This is a genomic window from Microbispora cellulosiformans, assembly GCF_008728085.1.
GTDB lineage: Bacteria > Actinomycetota > Actinomycetes > Streptosporangiales > Streptosporangiaceae > Microbispora > Microbispora amethystogenes.
In genome coordinates this window covers 541,046-557,806 of the sequence record NZ_VYTZ01000002.1, presented here as the reverse complement: position 1 = coordinate 557,806, position 16,761 = coordinate 541,046, and the positions used below count along the sequence as shown (strand labels likewise).

Genomic DNA, 16,761 nt, shown 5'->3' with positions numbered 1-16,761 from the left:
CATCGGTTGGCCGATCAGCGCGGCGCTCACCGGCTCCCCTCCCGGGAAAGCGGATGACCGGGAGGCGGCCCGAGCGCGAGAATGCGCCCCATGCCCCAGGCGACGTTGCGTACCGACCGGATCGAGCTTGTCCCGCTGTCCGACGACCACCTCGAAGACGAGATCGAGCTGGACGCCGACCCCGAGGTCATGCGATATCTCACGGGCCGTGCCCGCGACCGTGCGGAAGTCGAGGTCCTCCATCGCCGGAGGCTCGCCGCCGCGGAGCGCGTCGACGGGCTCGGCTTCTGGGCCGGTTTCGTCGACGGGCGGTTCGCCGGCTGGTGGATCCTGGAGCCCCCCACCCGCGCCGACCAGGGCCCGGTCGAAGGGCAGGCCGAACTCGGCTACCGGCTCCTGCGCCGCCGCTGGCGTCAGGGGCTGGCCAGTGAGGGAGCCCGCGAACTCCTGCGGCACGCGTTCGAGGACCTGCGGCTGACCCGCGTCTTCGCCGAGACGATGGCGGTCAACACCGCCTCCCGCGCGACGATGCGCGCGATCGGCATGCGGCACGTCCGTACGTTCCACCCGGACTGGGAGGAACCGCTCCCCGGCAGTCATCTCGGCGAGGTCGAGTACGCGATCACCCGGGAGCAGTGGCTCGCCTCCCGGGCGGCCGGAGCGTAGGGGCCCGGCCGATCGGTCGCGGCTCTCATCGCGGCCTGGCGGTGCTCTCCCTGATCACCAGATCGGTGGACAGCTCGACCCGGCGGGCCTCGGTGTTCTCGCCGCGGCCCATGGCCAGCACCATCCGCGCGGCGAGCGCCGCCATCTCCTCCAGAGGCTGGCGTACGGTGGTCAGCGGCGGCCATGCGGAACTGGACAGCGGCAGGTCGTCGAAACCGACCACGCTGAGGTCCTCCGGCACCCGCAGGCCGCGCTGGCGCGCGGCCTCGAACACGCCGAACGCCTGCATGTCGCTGCCCGCGAAGATGGCCGTCGGGGGAGTGTCCAGCGAGAGCAGCGAGTGGCCGTGGTCGTGACCCGAGTTGACCAGGAAGTCGCCGTACCGGATGAGCTCGGGGTCGATGGACACCCCCGCGGTCTCGAGCGCCGCCCGGTAGCCGTCGATCCTGGCCCGGCTGCAGAGCATGTCGGGCGGCCCGCCGATCATGCCGATCCGGGTGTGGCCGAGGTCGAGGAGGTGACGTGTGGCCGCCAGGCCGCCGTGCCAGTTGGTCGCGCCGACCGACGCCACCCCCGGCGGCGGCTCGCCCTCGGGGTCGACGACGACGAACGGGATCGAACGAGCGCTGAGCTGGCCCTGCTGACGCACGGAGAGGCGTGAGCTGACGATGATGACGCCGTCGGTCCGCCGTGCCGCGATGCGCTCCAGCCAGTCGCGGCCGGGACCCGCGTGCGTGTGCAGCACCGAGATCACCACACTCGCCGCCGCCTCGTGCGCGGCCTGCTCGGCCCCGCGCACCAGTTCCATGGCCCACGGGCTCTCGATCTCGGCGAACACCAGGTCGAGCAGGCCGACGGGGCCGTCGCCCTGCCCGGTCCTGCGCTGGTAGCCGTGCTTCTGCAGGAGGCGCTCCACCCGCTGGCGGGTCTCCGGCGCCACCTCGGGGCGGCCGTTGATCACCTTGGACACGGTCGGAACGGAGACCCCGGCCTCCTCCGCTATCTGGGCGATGGTCACCCGCCTTTTCACTGGCATGCTGCAGATCGTAGCCGAAACTTTCGGGGGACCCGTACCGGATACCTCCTGATGGCGCGGATGTCGCAGGTGATCAAGGCCGCAACGCTCTTGACGCTTAACGACCGTGTTACATATTCTCCGGTCCGCGAAAACATTCGGATATCAGCCGAAACCTTTCAAGCGAGGGGCAGGGAGAGGCAGGATCCGTCGCCCCTCCGGCCACGCCACTGGTTTCGCGGTTAAGGAGAATCGATGACGCTGCTGCGCGTGTCCGGATCCCGGCTGGTAGACGAGATGGGCGACACGGTCCGCCTCCGGGGGGTCGGCCTGGGCGGCTGGCTCAACATGGAGAACTTCATCACCGGCTACTCGGCCAACGAGGCCTCCATGCGCGCGGCGGTCCGCGGGGTGCTCGGCGAGGAACGCTGCGAGATGTTCTTCGACCGCTTCCTGACCTCGTTCTTCACCGAGGCCGACGCCGACCTCCTGCGCGACATGGGCGTCAACTGCGTACGGATTCCGGTGAACTACCGTCACTTCGAGTCGGACGACCGGCCGTTCGAGATCGTCGAGCGGGGATTCCGCCACCTCGACCGCGTCGTCACGATGCTCGGCGAGCGGGGCGTCTACAGCGTCATCGACCTCCACGCGCTTCCCGGGGCGCAGAACCAGCACTGGCACTCCGACAATCCCACCCACGTCGCCTCATTCTGGCAGCACCGGCATTTCCAGGACCGGGCGGTCCACCTGTGGGAGGCGGTGGCCGACCACTACAAGGACAATCCGTGGGTGGCCGGCTACAACCCGGTCAACGAGCCGGGCGACCCGAGCGGCCAGGTGGTCGGCCCCTTCTACGACCGGCTGGTCAAGGCGCTGCGCGCCGTCGACCCCGCCCACGTGCTGTTCCTGGACGGCAACACCTACTCCACCGACTTCTCGGTGTTCCGCGAGGTGTACGAGAACACGGTGTTCGTCTGCCACGACTACGCCCTGGCCGGCTTCGCCCACGGGGGGCCGTACCCCGGCTACACCCGGGGCGAGTGGTGCGACCGCGAGGAGCTGGAGCGCACCTTCGCCCGCCGCACCGCGTTCCAGCGCGAGACGGGCACCCCGATCTGGGTGGGCGAGTTCGGGCCCGTCTACACCGGCGACCCCTCCGTGGACGAGCAGCGTTACCGGATCCTGAGCGACCAGCTGGAGATCTTCGACGCCAACGAGGCCGGTTGGTCGATCTGGACCTACAAGGACGTCGGCCTGCAGGGTCTCGTCAGCGCCGGCGGGACGTACATGGAGCGGTTCGGCCCCTTCATCGCGAAGAAGAAGCGCCTCGGCGCCGACCGGTGGGGCTCCACGATGGAGGAGACGGCCAACGAGCTCGCGCCGCTGCACCGTCTGATCGACACCGAGTTCCCCTCCTGGAACCCCTACCCCTGGGGCGCCCGCTACCAGACCGACGACCTCATCCGGCACATCCTGATCGCGCAGGCGCTGGTGCCCGAGTACGCCGAGCTGTTCCGCGGGCTGGACGACGGCGAACTGGTCGCGCTCGCCGACTCCTTCGCCCTGTCCAACTGCACCAGGCGGGAACCGCTGATCCGGCTGCTGACCGCGAACCTGTCCGCGCGCTAGCCACGAGTGATCTCCAGCTGTACCTGAGAGCCGTCGACGAGAACCGGCCCGACGGGCTGGGCCGCCCCTGAATCAAGGCCAGATCATCCAGGTTTGGCTTTTTTGCGCGCCGTACAGTGAGAGCAAGGTCGTCGACTGCGTTGGGGCACGGGTGGCGGAGACATGTGACGTCACAATCATCGGTGGTGGCGTGATCGGCTGCGCGATCGCGCATCGACTTGGCGCCCAGGGCAGCAGCGTGGTGCTTCTGGAGGCGGGGCAGCGGCTCGGGCTCGGCGCGTCCGACGCCGCTATGGGAGGCATTCTGACGCAGACCGAGCCTGCGTGCTTGGGCCCTCTCAGTAGCGTCATAAAGCGCAGCCGGGATCTCTATGCCGCTTGGCTCGACGAGGTCGTCGCCGCCTCCGGGCGTCCGGTTCCGGTGCTCGGCGGTGGCGACATTCAGGTGGCGCTGGACGAGGCGGAGATGGAGCGGCTGGAGTCCAGGATGCTTCCGCAGTGGAGAAACTCGTCGTTCGCTGTCGAGCGGTTGACCGCTGCCGAGGTCAGAGACCTCGAACCGTTGCTGACCGAGGATGTCGTGGGTGGGTTTCTGCTGCCCGAGGAGCTCGCCCTCGACCCACGGGTGCTCATGGCCGCCTTGGCGCGCGCCGTGCTGTCGGGACGCACGCCTGTCAGGGTGCTCACCGCGGCGCGTGCCACCGCGCTCAGGAGTGGGCCCAGCGGCGTGCAGGTGAACCTCCACGACGGTCGCCAGGTGTCCGCGCAGACGGTCGTCGTCGCGGCCGGCCACCTGAGTGGGGTCTTCCTGCCCAGGCACCGCGCTCATCTCTTTCCGATCAAGGGTGCGGCGCTCGACGTCCGGCCTCCTGGCGTCACCACCTACCCGCTGCATCACCATGTCTTCGCGGAGTTCACCGAAGGCGGAAGGGACTATTTCCCCTACCTTGTGCCGCGCCCTGACGGCAGGGTGGCCGTCGGTGTCACCTACGAGGAGAACGTGTCGGACACAACGATCACCTCCGATATGGTCGAGGTGCTCCGGCGCGGGATCGTCGCCCTCATACCGGCTGCGGTGTCCTGGCCGGTCGGCAGGCGCTGGGCGGGGCTGCGACCTGGCAGCGCCGACCACATGCCACTGATCGGCCAAGTGGACGACCACGGCCGGGTGATCGCGGCTACCGGTCATGGCGGGCTCGGCGTCACGCTCGCGCCGGTCACCGCAGAGCTGGTCTCGGTGCTCGCGCATGGCGACGCCGACGAGGAGACGACCCGGCTGTTACACGTCTGCCGCCCTGACCGGGTGTTTCCCACGAGGGGAGCCGATACGTCTAGGCAGTCTGACGGTCCTTCAGGGTATGCGGGTTCAACCATCGGCCTATGACCACAGACGAGTGAACACTCCGGCCATCATCTGGTCGCGGACGCGGTCGACCAGCGACCGCCACTGGCGGCTGAATCCCGGCCGCCGCTCCAGGCTCTCCCAGAACGGCGTCAGCCGCTCCTCGACCCGGGCGGCGGGCATCCACAGGTGCAGCAGATGGTCGACGGCGGGCGACAGCCGGGCCGCCACCTCGGCCGCCGGGGTCGCGCCGACGCGCGCCCGCTCGACGACGACCAGCAGCGAGGTGAGCAGCCAGTCGTGCATCGCCAGGTCCTCGCAGAGGTCCACCACGGCGGGCGTGAAGGGGCCGGGATGTGTCAGCCGCAGCGAACGCTCCTGCTCGGTGTGCAGGGTGAAGCCGATCGACGGCTCGCCGGTCTCCGCCACCCAGCGCAGGATCGTCCGCGGCATCCTGAAGGGCGCCCGCCGGTTCAGCAGCGGGGACGTCTGGACGAGGTCGAGAAAGCGGCCGGTGATCGCCGTCAGATCGAGGCAGCCGTGGCCGCGCGGGGCGCCGTCGCCGGCGAACCCCTCGGCGATGTCGGCCGCCCTGGCCTTGCCCAGGACCTCGACGACACCCGGCCGGGCCAGGTAGTGCGACCAGGACAGCCGCCGGTCGGTCTCCGAGCGCGCCACCCGGACGTACGACGAGCCCTGGGCCACCCGGCCCCCGGTCACCGCGCAGCGGGACACGACGGTGCCGACGCCCCTGATCCGCGAGCCGGAGGCGGCGGGCAGCACGCAGTCCACTCCGGTCAGGCGCTCGGGCGACAGCGCGTGGACGATGGGGCGGCGGGACACCCGCACGGTCTCCCCGGCCATCAGCCCGAGCACCTGCCGGCACGCCGGCTCGGAGATCTCCCCGGAGTTCTGCAGCAGCCCGGTGTGGACCTCCCCCATCACGAGCATCGGGCCCCTCAGGTGAAGACGTAGGAGACGCGGTCGACGAGCTCTTCTTCGAGCCGGACTCCTTCGCTCTCGCTCCGGGCCGCGACCTGCCGCAGGACTTCGTCGTCCACCGCGACCTGGCTGAGGATCGTCCGTACGGCCAGCTCGACGGGCAGGAACCGGGGGGAGAGGACGGAAAGCGTGGTGTACGCGCTGAACGGCGCGGCCTGGGGGTTGATCCGGACGACGGCGGGCAGCCGGTCCCAGTCGCCGGGCCAGGCTCCCTCCAGGGGCACCGGGGGCAGCGGCACCCGGCCCTCGGCGCGCAGCAGGCCGAGCCGCAGGAGCTGCCAGACGGCGGCGAGGAAGGGACACGACCAGGTGCGCCGGGCCCCCCTCTCGTCCCACAGCTCCACGTCCACGAAGATCGAGTGGCCGCGCTTGGCGTTCTGGGTGGGAGGCTCCCAGGGCCGGGCCTTCCCCATCGCCTGCAGCGGGGTGGTGAGGGGCGAGCGGGAGCCGTTGCACAGCCAGCCCGTCTCCTTCACCGGCGGGCGGGACCCGTCGGTGTCCGGCGGCGGATCGTCGACGAGGCGGTCCTCCACCAGCCGGGCCAGCTCCACGGCTCCGGACCGCCCGTCCTCGAACTGCGCGCACGCCGACTCTCGGGCCAGGTAGTCGATGGTCAGGTCGTGCTCGGCCGCGGCCTCAAGGATCATCGGGACCAGCTCGGCCGGCGTGCTGAACCGGCTGAAGTAGTCGTCGACGAGGAAGCAGGTGCTCACCCGGGCCCGGCCCCCGGGCACCCGCTCCCGCCACACGGAGCGGATGGTGGCGAGCCACGGCGCGACCCTGCGGAACTGCTCGCGTAACCGGGCCGGGCCCGCCTCGAAGTCCTCCATGTAGAGGTGCCCGAGCTCGACGGACACGTGCGAGAGGGGGACGGAGGCGATCCTGCGCTCGGCCGCCACCTCGCCGAACGTCGCGTGCACCGGCGTCACAGACCCTCCCACGCGTTGTCGTCGACGATCTTCTTGGCGAGATCGTCGAACGCGGCGGCGGTCTCGACATTGGCGATCTTGCTGGCGAGCACGTCCTCATCGGTGATGAGCTGCTCGCGCCACTGGAGCACCGGGTCCAGCGGCACCTTGCCCAGCATCGTCGTACGGCCGACGCCGTGCCGGCCCGCGAGCTCGCGCAGTTCGCTGTCGCAGGCGCTCAGCCAGGCCCGCTGCTCGTCGCGCAGGCCGACCAGCTCCGCCGCGTCCGGCTCCAGCACGGCCGTGCGCACGAAGCGGATGCGGTCGCGCAGGACCTCCGGGTCGTGCCCGAACCGGGTGCCGACGTCGAACAGCCCGTCCGTTCCGGTGACGAGACCGTCGGCCGCGATGATGTGCTGGCGCGTCCAGCGGTGGAAGACCAGCCAGCGGAACGGGACCATGGGCATCCGCACAGTCGCCGCCAGGACCAGCTCGGCGGTGAACGACCGGCCGGCGCTGACGTCGACCATGCACAGGTCGAACTCCTCCTCCAGCCGTCCGAACAGCTGGACGCACCGCCCGACGACCTCTTCGGTGAGCGCGGACAGCTCGCCGCCGCCCTCGCTGCCCGGCAGCAGCATGAGCCGTCCCGCGCCCGGCGGGCGGGTGCGCAGCCCCTCGCGGTCGGACTCGGCCCACACGTCCACCCGCCGCGGTTGCGGGCAGTCGCCCCGCAGGTACTCGTGCAGGCCGTTCTCCCGCGTGCCGCGCGCCACCGCGCTGACGCTGAAGATCGCCCCGGCGGTGGGCGAACCGAAGTCGAAGTCGAGGTAGCAGACGTCGTTGCCCTGCAGGGCGTGCCGGTAGGCGATGTTGGTGCCGGTGACCGAGCGCCCGGTCCCGCCCTTGTCCGAGATCGCGAAGACCAGCACTCAGATCGCCTCCGACGCGCTGTCGCGGGCGGCGGCCAGCCGTTCGAGGTCGAGCAGCGCGTCGTTGATCAGCGCCTGGGCCGTCGCGGGCCGGTCGCTGATGATCGTCCTGGCCCGCTGGAGCGCGGACTGGATCGTGCGCAGCTTGGGCTGGATCGTCTGCCCGGCCACCAGCGGACGGGTGACCATCTCCTGGTCGAGCAGGTGCTCGGCCTCCCCGAGCATCTGGTAGGCCAGCTCGACGAGCTGCGGGCTGCGCAGCGGCGGCTCCCCGCTGGCCGTCGCCGCGGCGACGAGGAACTCGACCACCCGTTCGCTGAAGTACCAGGACGGCTGATCGTGCTGTACCGGAACGTCTGGGAAAACGTTGGCCGGCTGGTCCCAGAGGCCCGCAGCCGGGCCCTCCTTGTGTCTGCGCAGCGCGACGTGCCGCCAGATCTCGTCTGTCAGCGTAAGCAAGCGCTCGCGAGTATGGGTGCTCTGGGCGATGCTGGCCGCCCATATCGTCCGCTTGAGCAGCCTGACGGCGAAGTCCGACACGATCCAGGCGAGGTGCGGACCGAGCGTGTCGCTGCCGTGCAGGTTGACCAACACGCCGGGGGAGTGCATGAGCACCGGCGGGTCCCCCGGCACCGCCCGGCGAGTGATCCTGGCGCGAATGGCCAGTTCCTCCAGTACGCCGGCGACGCGGCCGAGATTCACGTCGGCCGACCGATTGTTCACCAGGCTCTGCACCACCATCGCGGTGACGCCGAGGCTGTAGTAGTCGGACTCCTCCTCGTCGCTGGTCCGCCAGGGGATGTCCTCCAGGGGCCAGGTGCCCCGCCCGTACGTCGCGATCGCGCGCCAGTAGAGCTGGGTGAGATCCCAGCGGCGCTGGATGGCCTGGGCGAGAGTGATCTGGTCGTCGTTCAGCAGGTCCAGGACGCGGGTACGCGTGGAGAACAGGTCGGAGATGCCCGCCAAGGCGCCGACTGTGAAATACAGAAGCGGCGTGTCCGTGGCTACTCCCCCGGGTTGCGGCCCGATGTCGAGCGGCGTCACGATGTCGGGAGCGTCCTTCACGATGCCCCACGTCCAGCCGCACTCGAACAGCAGGTTCTCGTTGTCGAGGTCGACCTGGCTGCCCGAGCCGATCGTCAGGTCGCGCAGGCCGGCCCGCACCGGCCGCAGCTCGCGCCGCAGGTCGTCGAGCACCCGGCGGGTGGGCGCGCCGGTCTGGTTCACCGTGCGCAGCAGCGCGCGGCCCGCCGGGGAGGCGGGGTCGAAGGCGTTCACGGTGAAGCTGCGCAGCAGGCCCGCCATCGCGGCCGAGAGGCGTTTGCCGGCCAGGTCCTCCAGCTCGCGGATCTCGCGGCGGATGGACTCGCGCCGCACGCTCTGGCGGAAGACCTTCAGGAAGCCGAGTGTGCCGAGCGCGAGCGTGACCGACATCGAGAACGAGTCGACCACGTCGAGCTGGAGCTGAGCGTCGGTGATCTTCGCCTCGTCGTTCAAGGACCGGAAGTAGCTGCCGCCGGAGAAGATCGGGCGTCCGTCCTCGGCGGTGTAGGTGCGCAGGTACTGGCCGATGACCTTGAGCAGCAGCTTGGGGATCTCCACGGAGTCGCCGAGCACGGCGAGTGCGGCCAGCACGTCGTCGCCGGTCTCGTCCGGCGTGTCCAGCCGGAAGCCCGGCAGTTCGGAGGCGGGATACACGAAGCACAGGAGCTGCTCGGCGTCGGAGATGGAGTTCGACCCGTCCCGGCCGCCCCACGTCCAGACACCGTCGCGGTAGGAGGCGCGGACGGCCGCCTCCCAGAACTCGAGAAGCTGCTGCCGCGGCTGGAGCTTCATGACAGTCCGGCCGTGCCCGCAGTGGGTTGCCCAGCGGCCGCGCCATCCCCGGATTCGGAGTGCTTGAACGGAATCGAGCGGTTCTCCAGGTCCCGCCAAATACGCATGAAGACCTCCAGTAACGCCGCCTTGGCGTCCTCGACGATCAGCTCGGACCAGAGGTGCAGATTCCTGTGCTGGTCGAAGTGCTGCAAGGACAGGACGATGGACTGCCCATCCACGATGATGAACTTGTACGGATATCTCTGCGCCGCCACGCGAATGGAGATCATGGTCGAATCCACCAGCTCCTGGCTCAACTTCAGCATGGCCACGTAGTGGTCGTGAGCTTCTGTGTGCTGGGCGCGCTCGAATGGTTCGAGGAGCATACGACTACTCTGGCCCGTATCGTCCATCTCCACCTGGCAGATGCGCCTGTATTCGATAGGCGGCCGGCTGGCACGCACATGCTTGATCACCGATTCGTGATGCTTCCGCATGTGGTCCTTGTTGATGTCCTCGTCGGGCCACTCACCGGTCCGCGAGATGTAGTCCAGGATCAGGATGCTCCGTTTCGCCCCTAGAAGCAGTTGCGTGACGGGGTCGTCCTTGAGATCGGTGAAACGCTTGATCTTCTCGGCGTGCTGCAGATTGACACGCATGCCCGACTGTTCTTTCAGGTCCGTGACCTGGCGCTCGAGTCGATTGACGGCAACGTCTACGGCATGCTCGCGGGCGGTGAGAATCGAGATGACGGTGAGGGTGAGTATGGAGACCAGTCCCAGAGCGGCGAGCATGATCTGTGTGGGGCTCTCCAGGAGTCCTTGAACGACAGCGCCAAGGATCGCTCCCGTCACAGCGCTGGTCAGCGTGACAAGGGTAGTCGCCGCCGTGCGTGGGTTCATTGATGTATTTTCTTGTCTCCCGGTAACCTGATCAATTCCCGAATGCTGTGATGATGCTACCGCGCGGTCGTGCACCGCTGTAGTGCGCCGAGGGGGGCGGCAATCCGGGATGCGGGTATTTTGGGCCCGCTTGAGCTCGGTTTATGGCCGCCTCTTATGCGGGGCAATTCGAGATCGATCTCGGGGGCGTGATTTCGTACACTTGAGCGGCAGCACTCGCACCTCGCGATCCGGATGGAAGCGGCTGGTCGCGGTTGACGCCGGCGATGGCCCACCATGCCGGGGAATCGGGAGGATCATCGCCGATGTTGCGAGCGGGAGGGGCGGAATTCGACGACTTCGCGGATATCTCGGCCGGAGGTAGACGTGCGGCCCGCAAGGGCGCGTCCTTCGGCAGGCTACTCGTCACGGGGAGGGCGATCCCCGCCGAGCTCCTCGCGCCGTTGCGGGCCCGTGGCATGACCGTATCCATGCTCACCTCCGTGCTCAGCGAGGACGAGCTCGCTCAAGAACTGAGGGACGCCGCCGCATACCTACACGGCGGCGAGGAGTACGCGTCGGCCCGCGCCCTCCGCGGCGCATCGCGACTCCAGGTCATCGCATTCCTTGGTGTTGGTTATGAGACGTTCGTCGACGTGGCCGCGGCCGCTGAGCTCGGCATCGCCGTGACGAACACCCCTGGTGCCGCCACCGACTCCGTGGCGGCCTTCACCGTGGGCCAGCTGATCAACGCAAACTGGCGAATTCGTGATCACCTCGACAAGCGCGTCCCGGACTGGAACACGGCGGCGGAGCTCCCTCACGAACTGGGCGCACTCAGGGCCGGCATCGTCGGTCTGGGCGCGATCGGGACACGGATCGCGGAGATCCTCCGTATGGCGTTCGGCATGAAGGTCGCCTACTTCAGCAGGAGCCGTAAGCCGTGGGCGGAGGCCAGTCTGGGGCTCACCTTCTTGCCGCTCCATGAACTGGCCGAGTGGAGTGACGCTCTCGTCGTGATGGTCCCGGGAAACGACAAGACCCGCCATTTAGTCGACGCGAGCGTTTTCGCCCGAATGCGGCCGGGCACCCTGCTGGTGAACACCGCCCGGCCCGCGCTCGTCGATCCCACAGCGCTTCACGCCGCTCTGCGGGAGGGGCGTGTAGCCGCTGCGGTGTTCGACGGTTTCTACGACGATGCGACGGAGGCGGCGACCCGGCTGCTGACGGATTTCCATGACAGGCTCCTCGTCACCGGACACATCGCCTCGCACACGCAGGAGGCCATGAGCAGAATGGTCCGCCAGGCCGTGCGCTCCATCGAGAACGTTCTGATCAGCGGTACAGACGAGTACGAGGTCGGAGGATGGCCGCGGGTCTGGCGAAACAGCCTTCCGTGACAGTGGGCGAGTCTGTTGATCAGGCCGGGAAGCGTATCATCCAGGAACCGGAAGACGTGTTCTCGGAAGGCCCGCTGACGGCTGTCCCGTGGCACCCTGCGAAGCGAGCGAGAGCCGGACGTTACGGTGAAGTGCCGTGATCGTGAGCAATAGACGCTTTTCGCGCCTCACCGGGGCGCGCATGCTCGTCGAGGCGCTGCGACTGCATGGTGTCGACCTGGTTTTCGGCATACCGGGCACCCACAACCTCGCGATCTACCAGGAGCTCGTCGACGCCGGCGTGCGGTGTGTCACGCCGCGGCACGAGCAGGGCGCGGGATACGCCGCCGACGGGTACGCCAGGGTCACCGGCAGGCCAGGCGTCGTCGTCACCACCACCGGTCCCGGTGTGGTCAACGCGGCCACGGCGATCGGGCAGGCGTACTCCGACTCGTCCCCGATCCTGCTCGTCTCCCCGGGCGTCCCGACCGGCCATCCCCGCGACGGCCGCGGCTACCTGCACGAGAGCAGGGACCAGTCGCGGGCGATCGACGCCCTGTGCGACTGGAGTCACCGCGTGACGAGCGTGCGGGAGATCCCCGCCGCCGTCGCCCGTGCCTTCGGGCACTTCGCCGAGGGACGCCCCCGGCCGGTCCACGTCGAGATCCCCGCCGACCTGCTCGACCTGGAGGGCCACGTCAAGATCGTCCCGCCGTACCGGGTCACGCCCCGCGAGCCCGACCCACCGGCCCTGGACGAGGCGGCCAGGCTGCTGCGTGAGGCGCGCCGCCCGGGTTTTGTGCTGGGCGGCGGCGCACAGCGGCCGGGAGCCGACGAGCCGCCGGTGGGCCGCCTGGCGATGCGCCTGGCGGAACGGCTCGGTGCGCGGGTCGTGACCACGGCCAACGGCAAGGGCGTGGTGCCGGAGAGCCATCCGCTGGCGCTCGGCACCACGCTGCACCTCGCGGCCGTCCGCCGCTGGCTCGCCGAATGCGACGTCGTGCTGGCCGTCGGCACCGAGCTGGGACCGGCCGATCTGTGGGAGGACCCCTTCGCCCTCACGGGCCGCCTCGTACGGATCGACATCGACCCTGGGCAGATGCACGGTGACCACGTCGCCGACGTGGCGATCGTCGCGGACGCCGAGCGCGCCATGCTCGGGCTTACCGAGCGGCTTACCGAGCGGCTCGGCGAGCGGCTCGACGGGCGGGACGGCGGGCAGAGGGACGCGCCGGGCCCGGAGCGGGAGCCGGGCGTGGGCCACGAGACGGAGCTCCAGGATCTGGTCCGCAGATGGTCCGGCCAGCTGGCGGCGCTGCGCCGCGCCATGCCGCCGGAGACCGTCGTGGTGGGGGACAACTCCATGTTCGTCTACCACGGCGCGCTCGTCGGCATGCCGATGGACCCGCCCGGCCGGTTTCTGTTCCCCACCGGGTTCGGGACCCTCGGCTTCGCGCTGCCGGCCGCCATCGGGGCGAAGCTCGGCCGGCCCGACCGGCCGGTGGTGGCGCTGGCGGGCGACGGGGCGTTCCAGTTCACCCTGCAGGAGCTGGCCACGGCCGTGGAGCTTCGGCTGAGCCTGCCGATCGTGGTGTCCCTCAACGGCGGTTTCGGGGAGATCCGGGAGGAGATGCTCGCCCGCGGCATGACCCCGGTCGCCGTGGACCTGCACGCGCCGGACTTCCCCGCCCTCGCCGCCGCGTTCGGCGCGCGGGGCCTCGCCGTCAAGACGCCCGGCGAGCTGGAGGAGGCGGTCGCCGAGGCCCTGCGCGCCCCCGTGCCCACGGTGATCGCCGTGCCGGAAGGGGATTAGCCCGATGAGGAGCCAGCCGGGTCTGTGGCTTCCACGCATCCGGCCGTCCCGATCGTCACGTTCCCGGCCGGCCCGCGCCCCCGCTCGCGTCACCGTCCGGACCGCGCGCACCGCCATCCGCACCGCCGCCCAGAGCGCGGCCGAGGTCGCCAGATCGCCGGCTGGGCCGCCGTTCGACGACGTAGCAGCCGTCGGCGAAGCCCGTTACCGGGCCGCCCTCCGCCATCAGGCCGCCGAGCACGTCGCGTACGGCGTGCCGCCACGCCGCGGCCGTCCCGGGGTCGCGACGGCGTAGCGTCTCCATGTCCGCGGGCACGGCGACGAGCACCGCCGGGGCGTCCGTACGCAGGACCAGGGGCCGCCCGTCCCGCTCGGCCAGCGCGACGCCCGCGCCGTCCGCGCTCGCCGGCCGGTACGGCACACCGGCGCAGGCCCGCGCCACCGCCGGAGCGCCGAGCCGCCAGACAGCGAGGAGCCGGTCGGACTCGTCCCCGGCGTTCAGCGCGTCGCCCATCGAGCCGTAGAAGTCGGGCAGGTACTCCTCCGGCCGTGCGGCGAGCTTGGCCAGATTGAAATGGGCGTTACGCCGGACCAGCGGGTCGAAGGTCCAGGTGATCCGGCTCAGCCCGTGCCGCAGGGCCCAGGCGCGCTGGTGCAGCTTGAGCGCGAATCCGGCGCCCGGCCGCACGGTGCCCGTCACGTGCGAGTGCAGCACCTCTCCCGCGGGCGCGGCGAGGAAGCCGACACACGCTCCGACGAGATCGGGTCCGTCGAACGCTCCCGCGACGTATCCGCCCGCGTGCGACAGCGCCCGCATCAGCTCCGCGGTGACCGGCGGGTTCCACGGCTCGGGGTGCCAGATGCCGTCGAACAGCCGGACCACCCGGCCGAACTCGTCGTTCGTGCTCAGTTCGGCGATGCGGAGGCCGCTGCGCGCCGCCGCGGCCCGCGCCTGGCGGCCCGCGTCGGCGGCGCGCCCGCCGGGCGGCGTACGCGGCCCGCCGATCTCCCCGCCGCCCGCGTTCACGCGCTGTCCCCGGCTTCCGGACGGCCGGTCTCCACGTGGCCGGTCCCCGCGAGGCCGGGAGGCGGGCCGGGGTCGCCGTCCACCGTGTCCCCGCCGCCCGGGGCTCCGGCGGTCCCGCCGGTCAGGACGTACGCGGTGAGCGCGGCCACCAGGCGGGCCCGGACCGGCATCTCGGCGACCACGACGTGCTCCCCGGCGGCGTGCGCGCCGCCGCCGACCGCGCCGAGGCCGTCGAGCGTGGGGCAGCCGGCCCCGGCGGTGAAGTTGCCGTCCGAGCCGCCGCCGACCGTCACCCCGCGCAGCGGCGCCATGCCCAGCTCGCGCGCGGTCCGTACGGCGACCTCGAAGAGCCCGGCGGAGGCGGCGGGGTCGAGAGGCGGGCGGTTCGGCCCGCCGCGCAGCTCAAGGCGTACGCCCGGGGTGCGGGGGGTGAGCGCGCGCATCAGCTCGTCCACCCGCCGCTGCGCGGCCTGGTCGGGCACCCGCACGTCGACCGCGACCCGGGCCCGCGCGGGCACGGTGTTGGTGCTCGTCCCGGCGGCCAGCATGGTCGGGGTGACCGACGTGGCCCCCGCCCTGGACGACGACCCGACCTGGTCGCCGATCGCCGCGACGGCCAGCACCTGATGGGCCAGCTCCACGGCGGCGTTGGCGCCCAGCTCGGGTTCGAGCCCGGCGTGCGCGGCCCGGCCGTGCACGATCAGCTCGTACCGCGAGATGCCCTTGCGCGCGGTCTTGAGCGCGCCGCCGTCCGCGCTGGCCTCCAGCACGAACGCGGCGGCGCACCGCGCCGCGATCGATTCGATCAGCGGGCGGGAGGTCGGCGAGCCGAGCTCCTCGTCGCCGACGACGAGCACGCTCAGGCCGTCGGGGGACGGCAGCGAGGCCGCCGCGTGGAACAGCTGCACGAGCCCGGCCTTCATGTCGAACACCCCCGGCCCCCGCGCTACGCCGTCCGCGACCGACCAGGGGTGCTCGCGCAGCGTGCCGACGGGCCAGACGGTGTCGTGGTGGCCGAGCAGCAGCACCCGCGGGGCGCCGAACGACCAGAGCAGGTGCGTCACCCCGTCGATCACCAGGATCTCCGGGTCCGCCCCGAGCAGCCTGCGGCCCTGCGCGGCCACGACCCGGGCGCTGCGCGCCACCGCCTCGTGGTCGCTGGAGTACGACTCGCAGAGCACGAGGTCTTCGAGGTCGGCCAGCATCGCGTCCAGGTTCACCGCGCGGGCTGTCCCTCTCCCGCCCCTTCGGGCGCCGGCCGGCCCAGCTCGGCCCGGAACAGGCGCATCACGTTCGCGCCCAGGATCTTCTGGATCTCCTCCTCCGAGAATCCCCGCTTGACCAGCCCGTCGGTCACCAGTGGAAGCCCGCGCGGCCCCTCCAGGCCGGGGATCGACGCGCCGGCGTCGATGCCCGAATAAGCGAAGCCCTCGCAGCACGGCGGGGTGAGGTCCTCTGTGACCTCGCGCATGAAGTCGGGGCCGAGGCCCACGTGGTCGATCCCGGCGACGGAGGCGACGTGCTCGATGTGGTCCACCAGGTGGTCGCCGGTGGCCGAGCGGGCGTCCTCGGTGAGGAAGGCGGCCAGGAAGTTGACGCAGACCACGCCGCCGCCCGCGGCGACGCCCCTGAGCTGCTCGTCCGTGAGGTTCCTGTGGTGGTCGCGCAGGGCGCGGGCCGAGGAGTGGGTCGCGATGACCGGCCGGCTCGCGATCTCCAGCACGTGCGCGACCCCCGTCGCGCCCAGGTGCGAGATGTCGAAGAGCATGCCGAGCCGTTCCATCTCGCGCAGCGCCTGGACCCCGTGGCTGGTGAGCCGGGAGCCGGTGCCGTCCTGGCCGCTGCCGTCCGCGAGAGCCGTACGGCCCCAGTGGGCGATCGACGCGACGCGGACCCCGAGCCGGTGCAGGGTCGGGATCAGCTCCACGCTCTCGTCGACCCCGGGCATGCTCTCCAGGGCGAGGACCAGGGCGATCCTGCCGAGGGCGAGGGCCTCGTCGATCTGCTGCCCGTCGTGGCACAGCGCGACCGCGTCCGGGTTGCCCTCGGCCAGCACGTGGGCACACTCGATCATGCGCAGGGTCTGGCGCAGCGCCCCCTCCGGGCGAAACCAGCTGTCCACGAACACCGGCAGCACCTGCACGTCGACCCCGCCCTCGACGAGCTGGGGCAGCCATCGGTCGCGGAAGAACGAGGACCAGATCTCCGGAGGTCTGGCGGAGACGGCCATCAGTAGGTCGTTGTGCGTGTCGGCGACCACGAATCTGTCGTGCGGGCTCTGCTGACCATCGGGCACGGCGGGGGTCCTTCCCTGTGTCGAGTCCTCGAATGGGACGTTACCTTTCC

The 16,761-nt window shown here is 70.8% G+C and carries 14 protein-coding genes; 5 read left to right on the top strand and 9 right to left on the bottom strand.

Features of this window, described 5'->3' with window-relative positions; translation table 11 throughout:
- The first annotated feature begins 90 nt into the window (after window positions 1-90).
- Window positions 91-666, top strand: coding sequence for a GNAT family N-acetyltransferase (locus tag F5972_RS06495; protein WP_150932040.1), 576 nt, complete (start codon window positions 91-93; stop codon window positions 664-666).
- A gap of 25 nt (window positions 667-691) precedes the next feature.
- On the opposite strand, the gene F5972_RS06490 is transcribed toward F5972_RS06495, so the two are convergent.
- Window positions 692-1,702 carry a LacI family DNA-binding transcriptional regulator gene (locus F5972_RS06490; RefSeq protein ID WP_150932038.1) on the bottom strand — a complete coding sequence of 337 codons (1,011 nt, stop codon included), beginning with the start codon at window positions 1,700-1,702 and terminating at the stop codon, window positions 692-694.
- Between the two features lie 234 nt (window positions 1,703-1,936).
- On the opposite strand from F5972_RS06490, the gene F5972_RS06485 reads away from it, so the two are divergent.
- Together F5972_RS06485 and F5972_RS06480 are read left to right on the top strand one after the other, a co-directional pair.
- Complete coding sequence (locus F5972_RS06485; RefSeq protein ID WP_150932036.1) at window positions 1,937-3,313, top strand: glycoside hydrolase family 5 protein; 1,377 nt, start codon at window positions 1,937-1,939, stop codon at window positions 3,311-3,313.
- Between the two features lie 151 nt (window positions 3,314-3,464).
- Window positions 3,465-4,697 (top strand): NAD(P)/FAD-dependent oxidoreductase, encoded by a 1,233-nt coding sequence (locus F5972_RS06480; protein WP_225311216.1) that lies wholly within the window; start codon window positions 3,465-3,467, stop codon window positions 4,695-4,697.
- Here the strand turns inward: F5972_RS06480 and F5972_RS06475 are convergent.
- Genes F5972_RS06475 through F5972_RS06455 form a run of 5 tightly spaced genes read right to left on the bottom strand, consistent with a single transcriptional unit; the run spans window position 4,692 to window position 10,217 of the window.
- On the bottom strand, window positions 4,692-5,606 hold the full coding sequence (locus F5972_RS06475) for an SCO2521 family protein (protein WP_150932032.1): 915 nt from the start codon (window positions 5,604-5,606) through the stop codon (window positions 4,692-4,694). The genes F5972_RS06480 and F5972_RS06475 overlap by 6 nt on opposite strands.
- 8 nt (window positions 5,607-5,614) lie before the next feature.
- Entirely contained in the window at window positions 5,615-6,586 is a 972-nt protein-coding gene (locus F5972_RS06470) for an SCO2522 family protein (RefSeq protein ID WP_225311215.1), read from the bottom strand.
- Window positions 6,583-7,497 (bottom strand): SCO2523 family variant P-loop protein, encoded by a 915-nt coding sequence (locus tag F5972_RS06465; RefSeq protein WP_150932030.1) that lies wholly within the window; start codon window positions 7,495-7,497, stop codon window positions 6,583-6,585. Before F5972_RS06465 ends, F5972_RS06470 begins: the two co-directional genes overlap by 4 nt.
- Window positions 7,498-9,333 (bottom strand): SCO2524 family protein, encoded by a 1,836-nt coding sequence (locus F5972_RS06460; protein WP_150932027.1) that lies wholly within the window; start codon window positions 9,331-9,333, stop codon window positions 7,498-7,500. It abuts the gene before it with no gap.
- On the bottom strand, window positions 9,330-10,217 hold the full coding sequence (locus F5972_RS06455; RefSeq protein ID WP_150932025.1) for a hypothetical protein: 888 nt from the start codon (window positions 10,215-10,217) through the stop codon (window positions 9,330-9,332). The genes F5972_RS06460 and F5972_RS06455 overlap by 4 nt, the downstream gene beginning before the upstream one ends.
- Window positions 10,218-10,522: 305 nt before the next feature.
- Between F5972_RS06455 and F5972_RS06450 the strand changes: the two genes are divergently transcribed.
- Window positions 10,523-11,596, top strand: coding sequence for a 2-hydroxyacid dehydrogenase (locus F5972_RS06450; protein ID WP_191909968.1), 1,074 nt, complete (start codon window positions 10,523-10,525; stop codon window positions 11,594-11,596).
- Between the two features lie 142 nt (window positions 11,597-11,738).
- Window positions 11,739-13,388 carry a thiamine pyrophosphate-binding protein gene (locus F5972_RS06445; RefSeq protein ID WP_225311214.1) on the top strand — a complete coding sequence of 550 codons (1,650 nt, stop codon included), beginning with the start codon at window positions 11,739-11,741 and terminating at the stop codon, window positions 13,386-13,388.
- A gap of 55 nt (window positions 13,389-13,443) precedes the next feature.
- On the opposite strand, the gene F5972_RS06440 is transcribed toward F5972_RS06445, so the two are convergent.
- From F5972_RS06440 to F5972_RS06430, 3 genes are read right to left on the bottom strand one after another with little or no spacing between them, the layout of a single operon-like run.
- Window positions 13,444-14,415 carry a GNAT family N-acetyltransferase gene (locus F5972_RS06440; protein WP_318527521.1) on the bottom strand — a complete coding sequence of 324 codons (972 nt, stop codon included), beginning with the start codon at window positions 14,413-14,415 and terminating at the stop codon, window positions 13,444-13,446.
- Window positions 14,412-15,635 (bottom strand): M20/M25/M40 family metallo-hydrolase, encoded by a 1,224-nt coding sequence (locus tag F5972_RS06435; RefSeq protein ID WP_225311213.1) that lies wholly within the window; start codon window positions 15,633-15,635, stop codon window positions 14,412-14,414. Before F5972_RS06435 ends, F5972_RS06440 begins: the two co-directional genes overlap by 4 nt.
- On the bottom strand, window positions 15,632-16,711 hold the full coding sequence (locus F5972_RS06430) for a dipeptidase (protein WP_225311212.1): 1,080 nt from the start codon (window positions 16,709-16,711) through the stop codon (window positions 15,632-15,634). Before F5972_RS06430 ends, F5972_RS06435 begins: the two co-directional genes overlap by 4 nt.
- Between the last annotated feature and the right edge of the window lie 50 nt (window positions 16,712-16,761).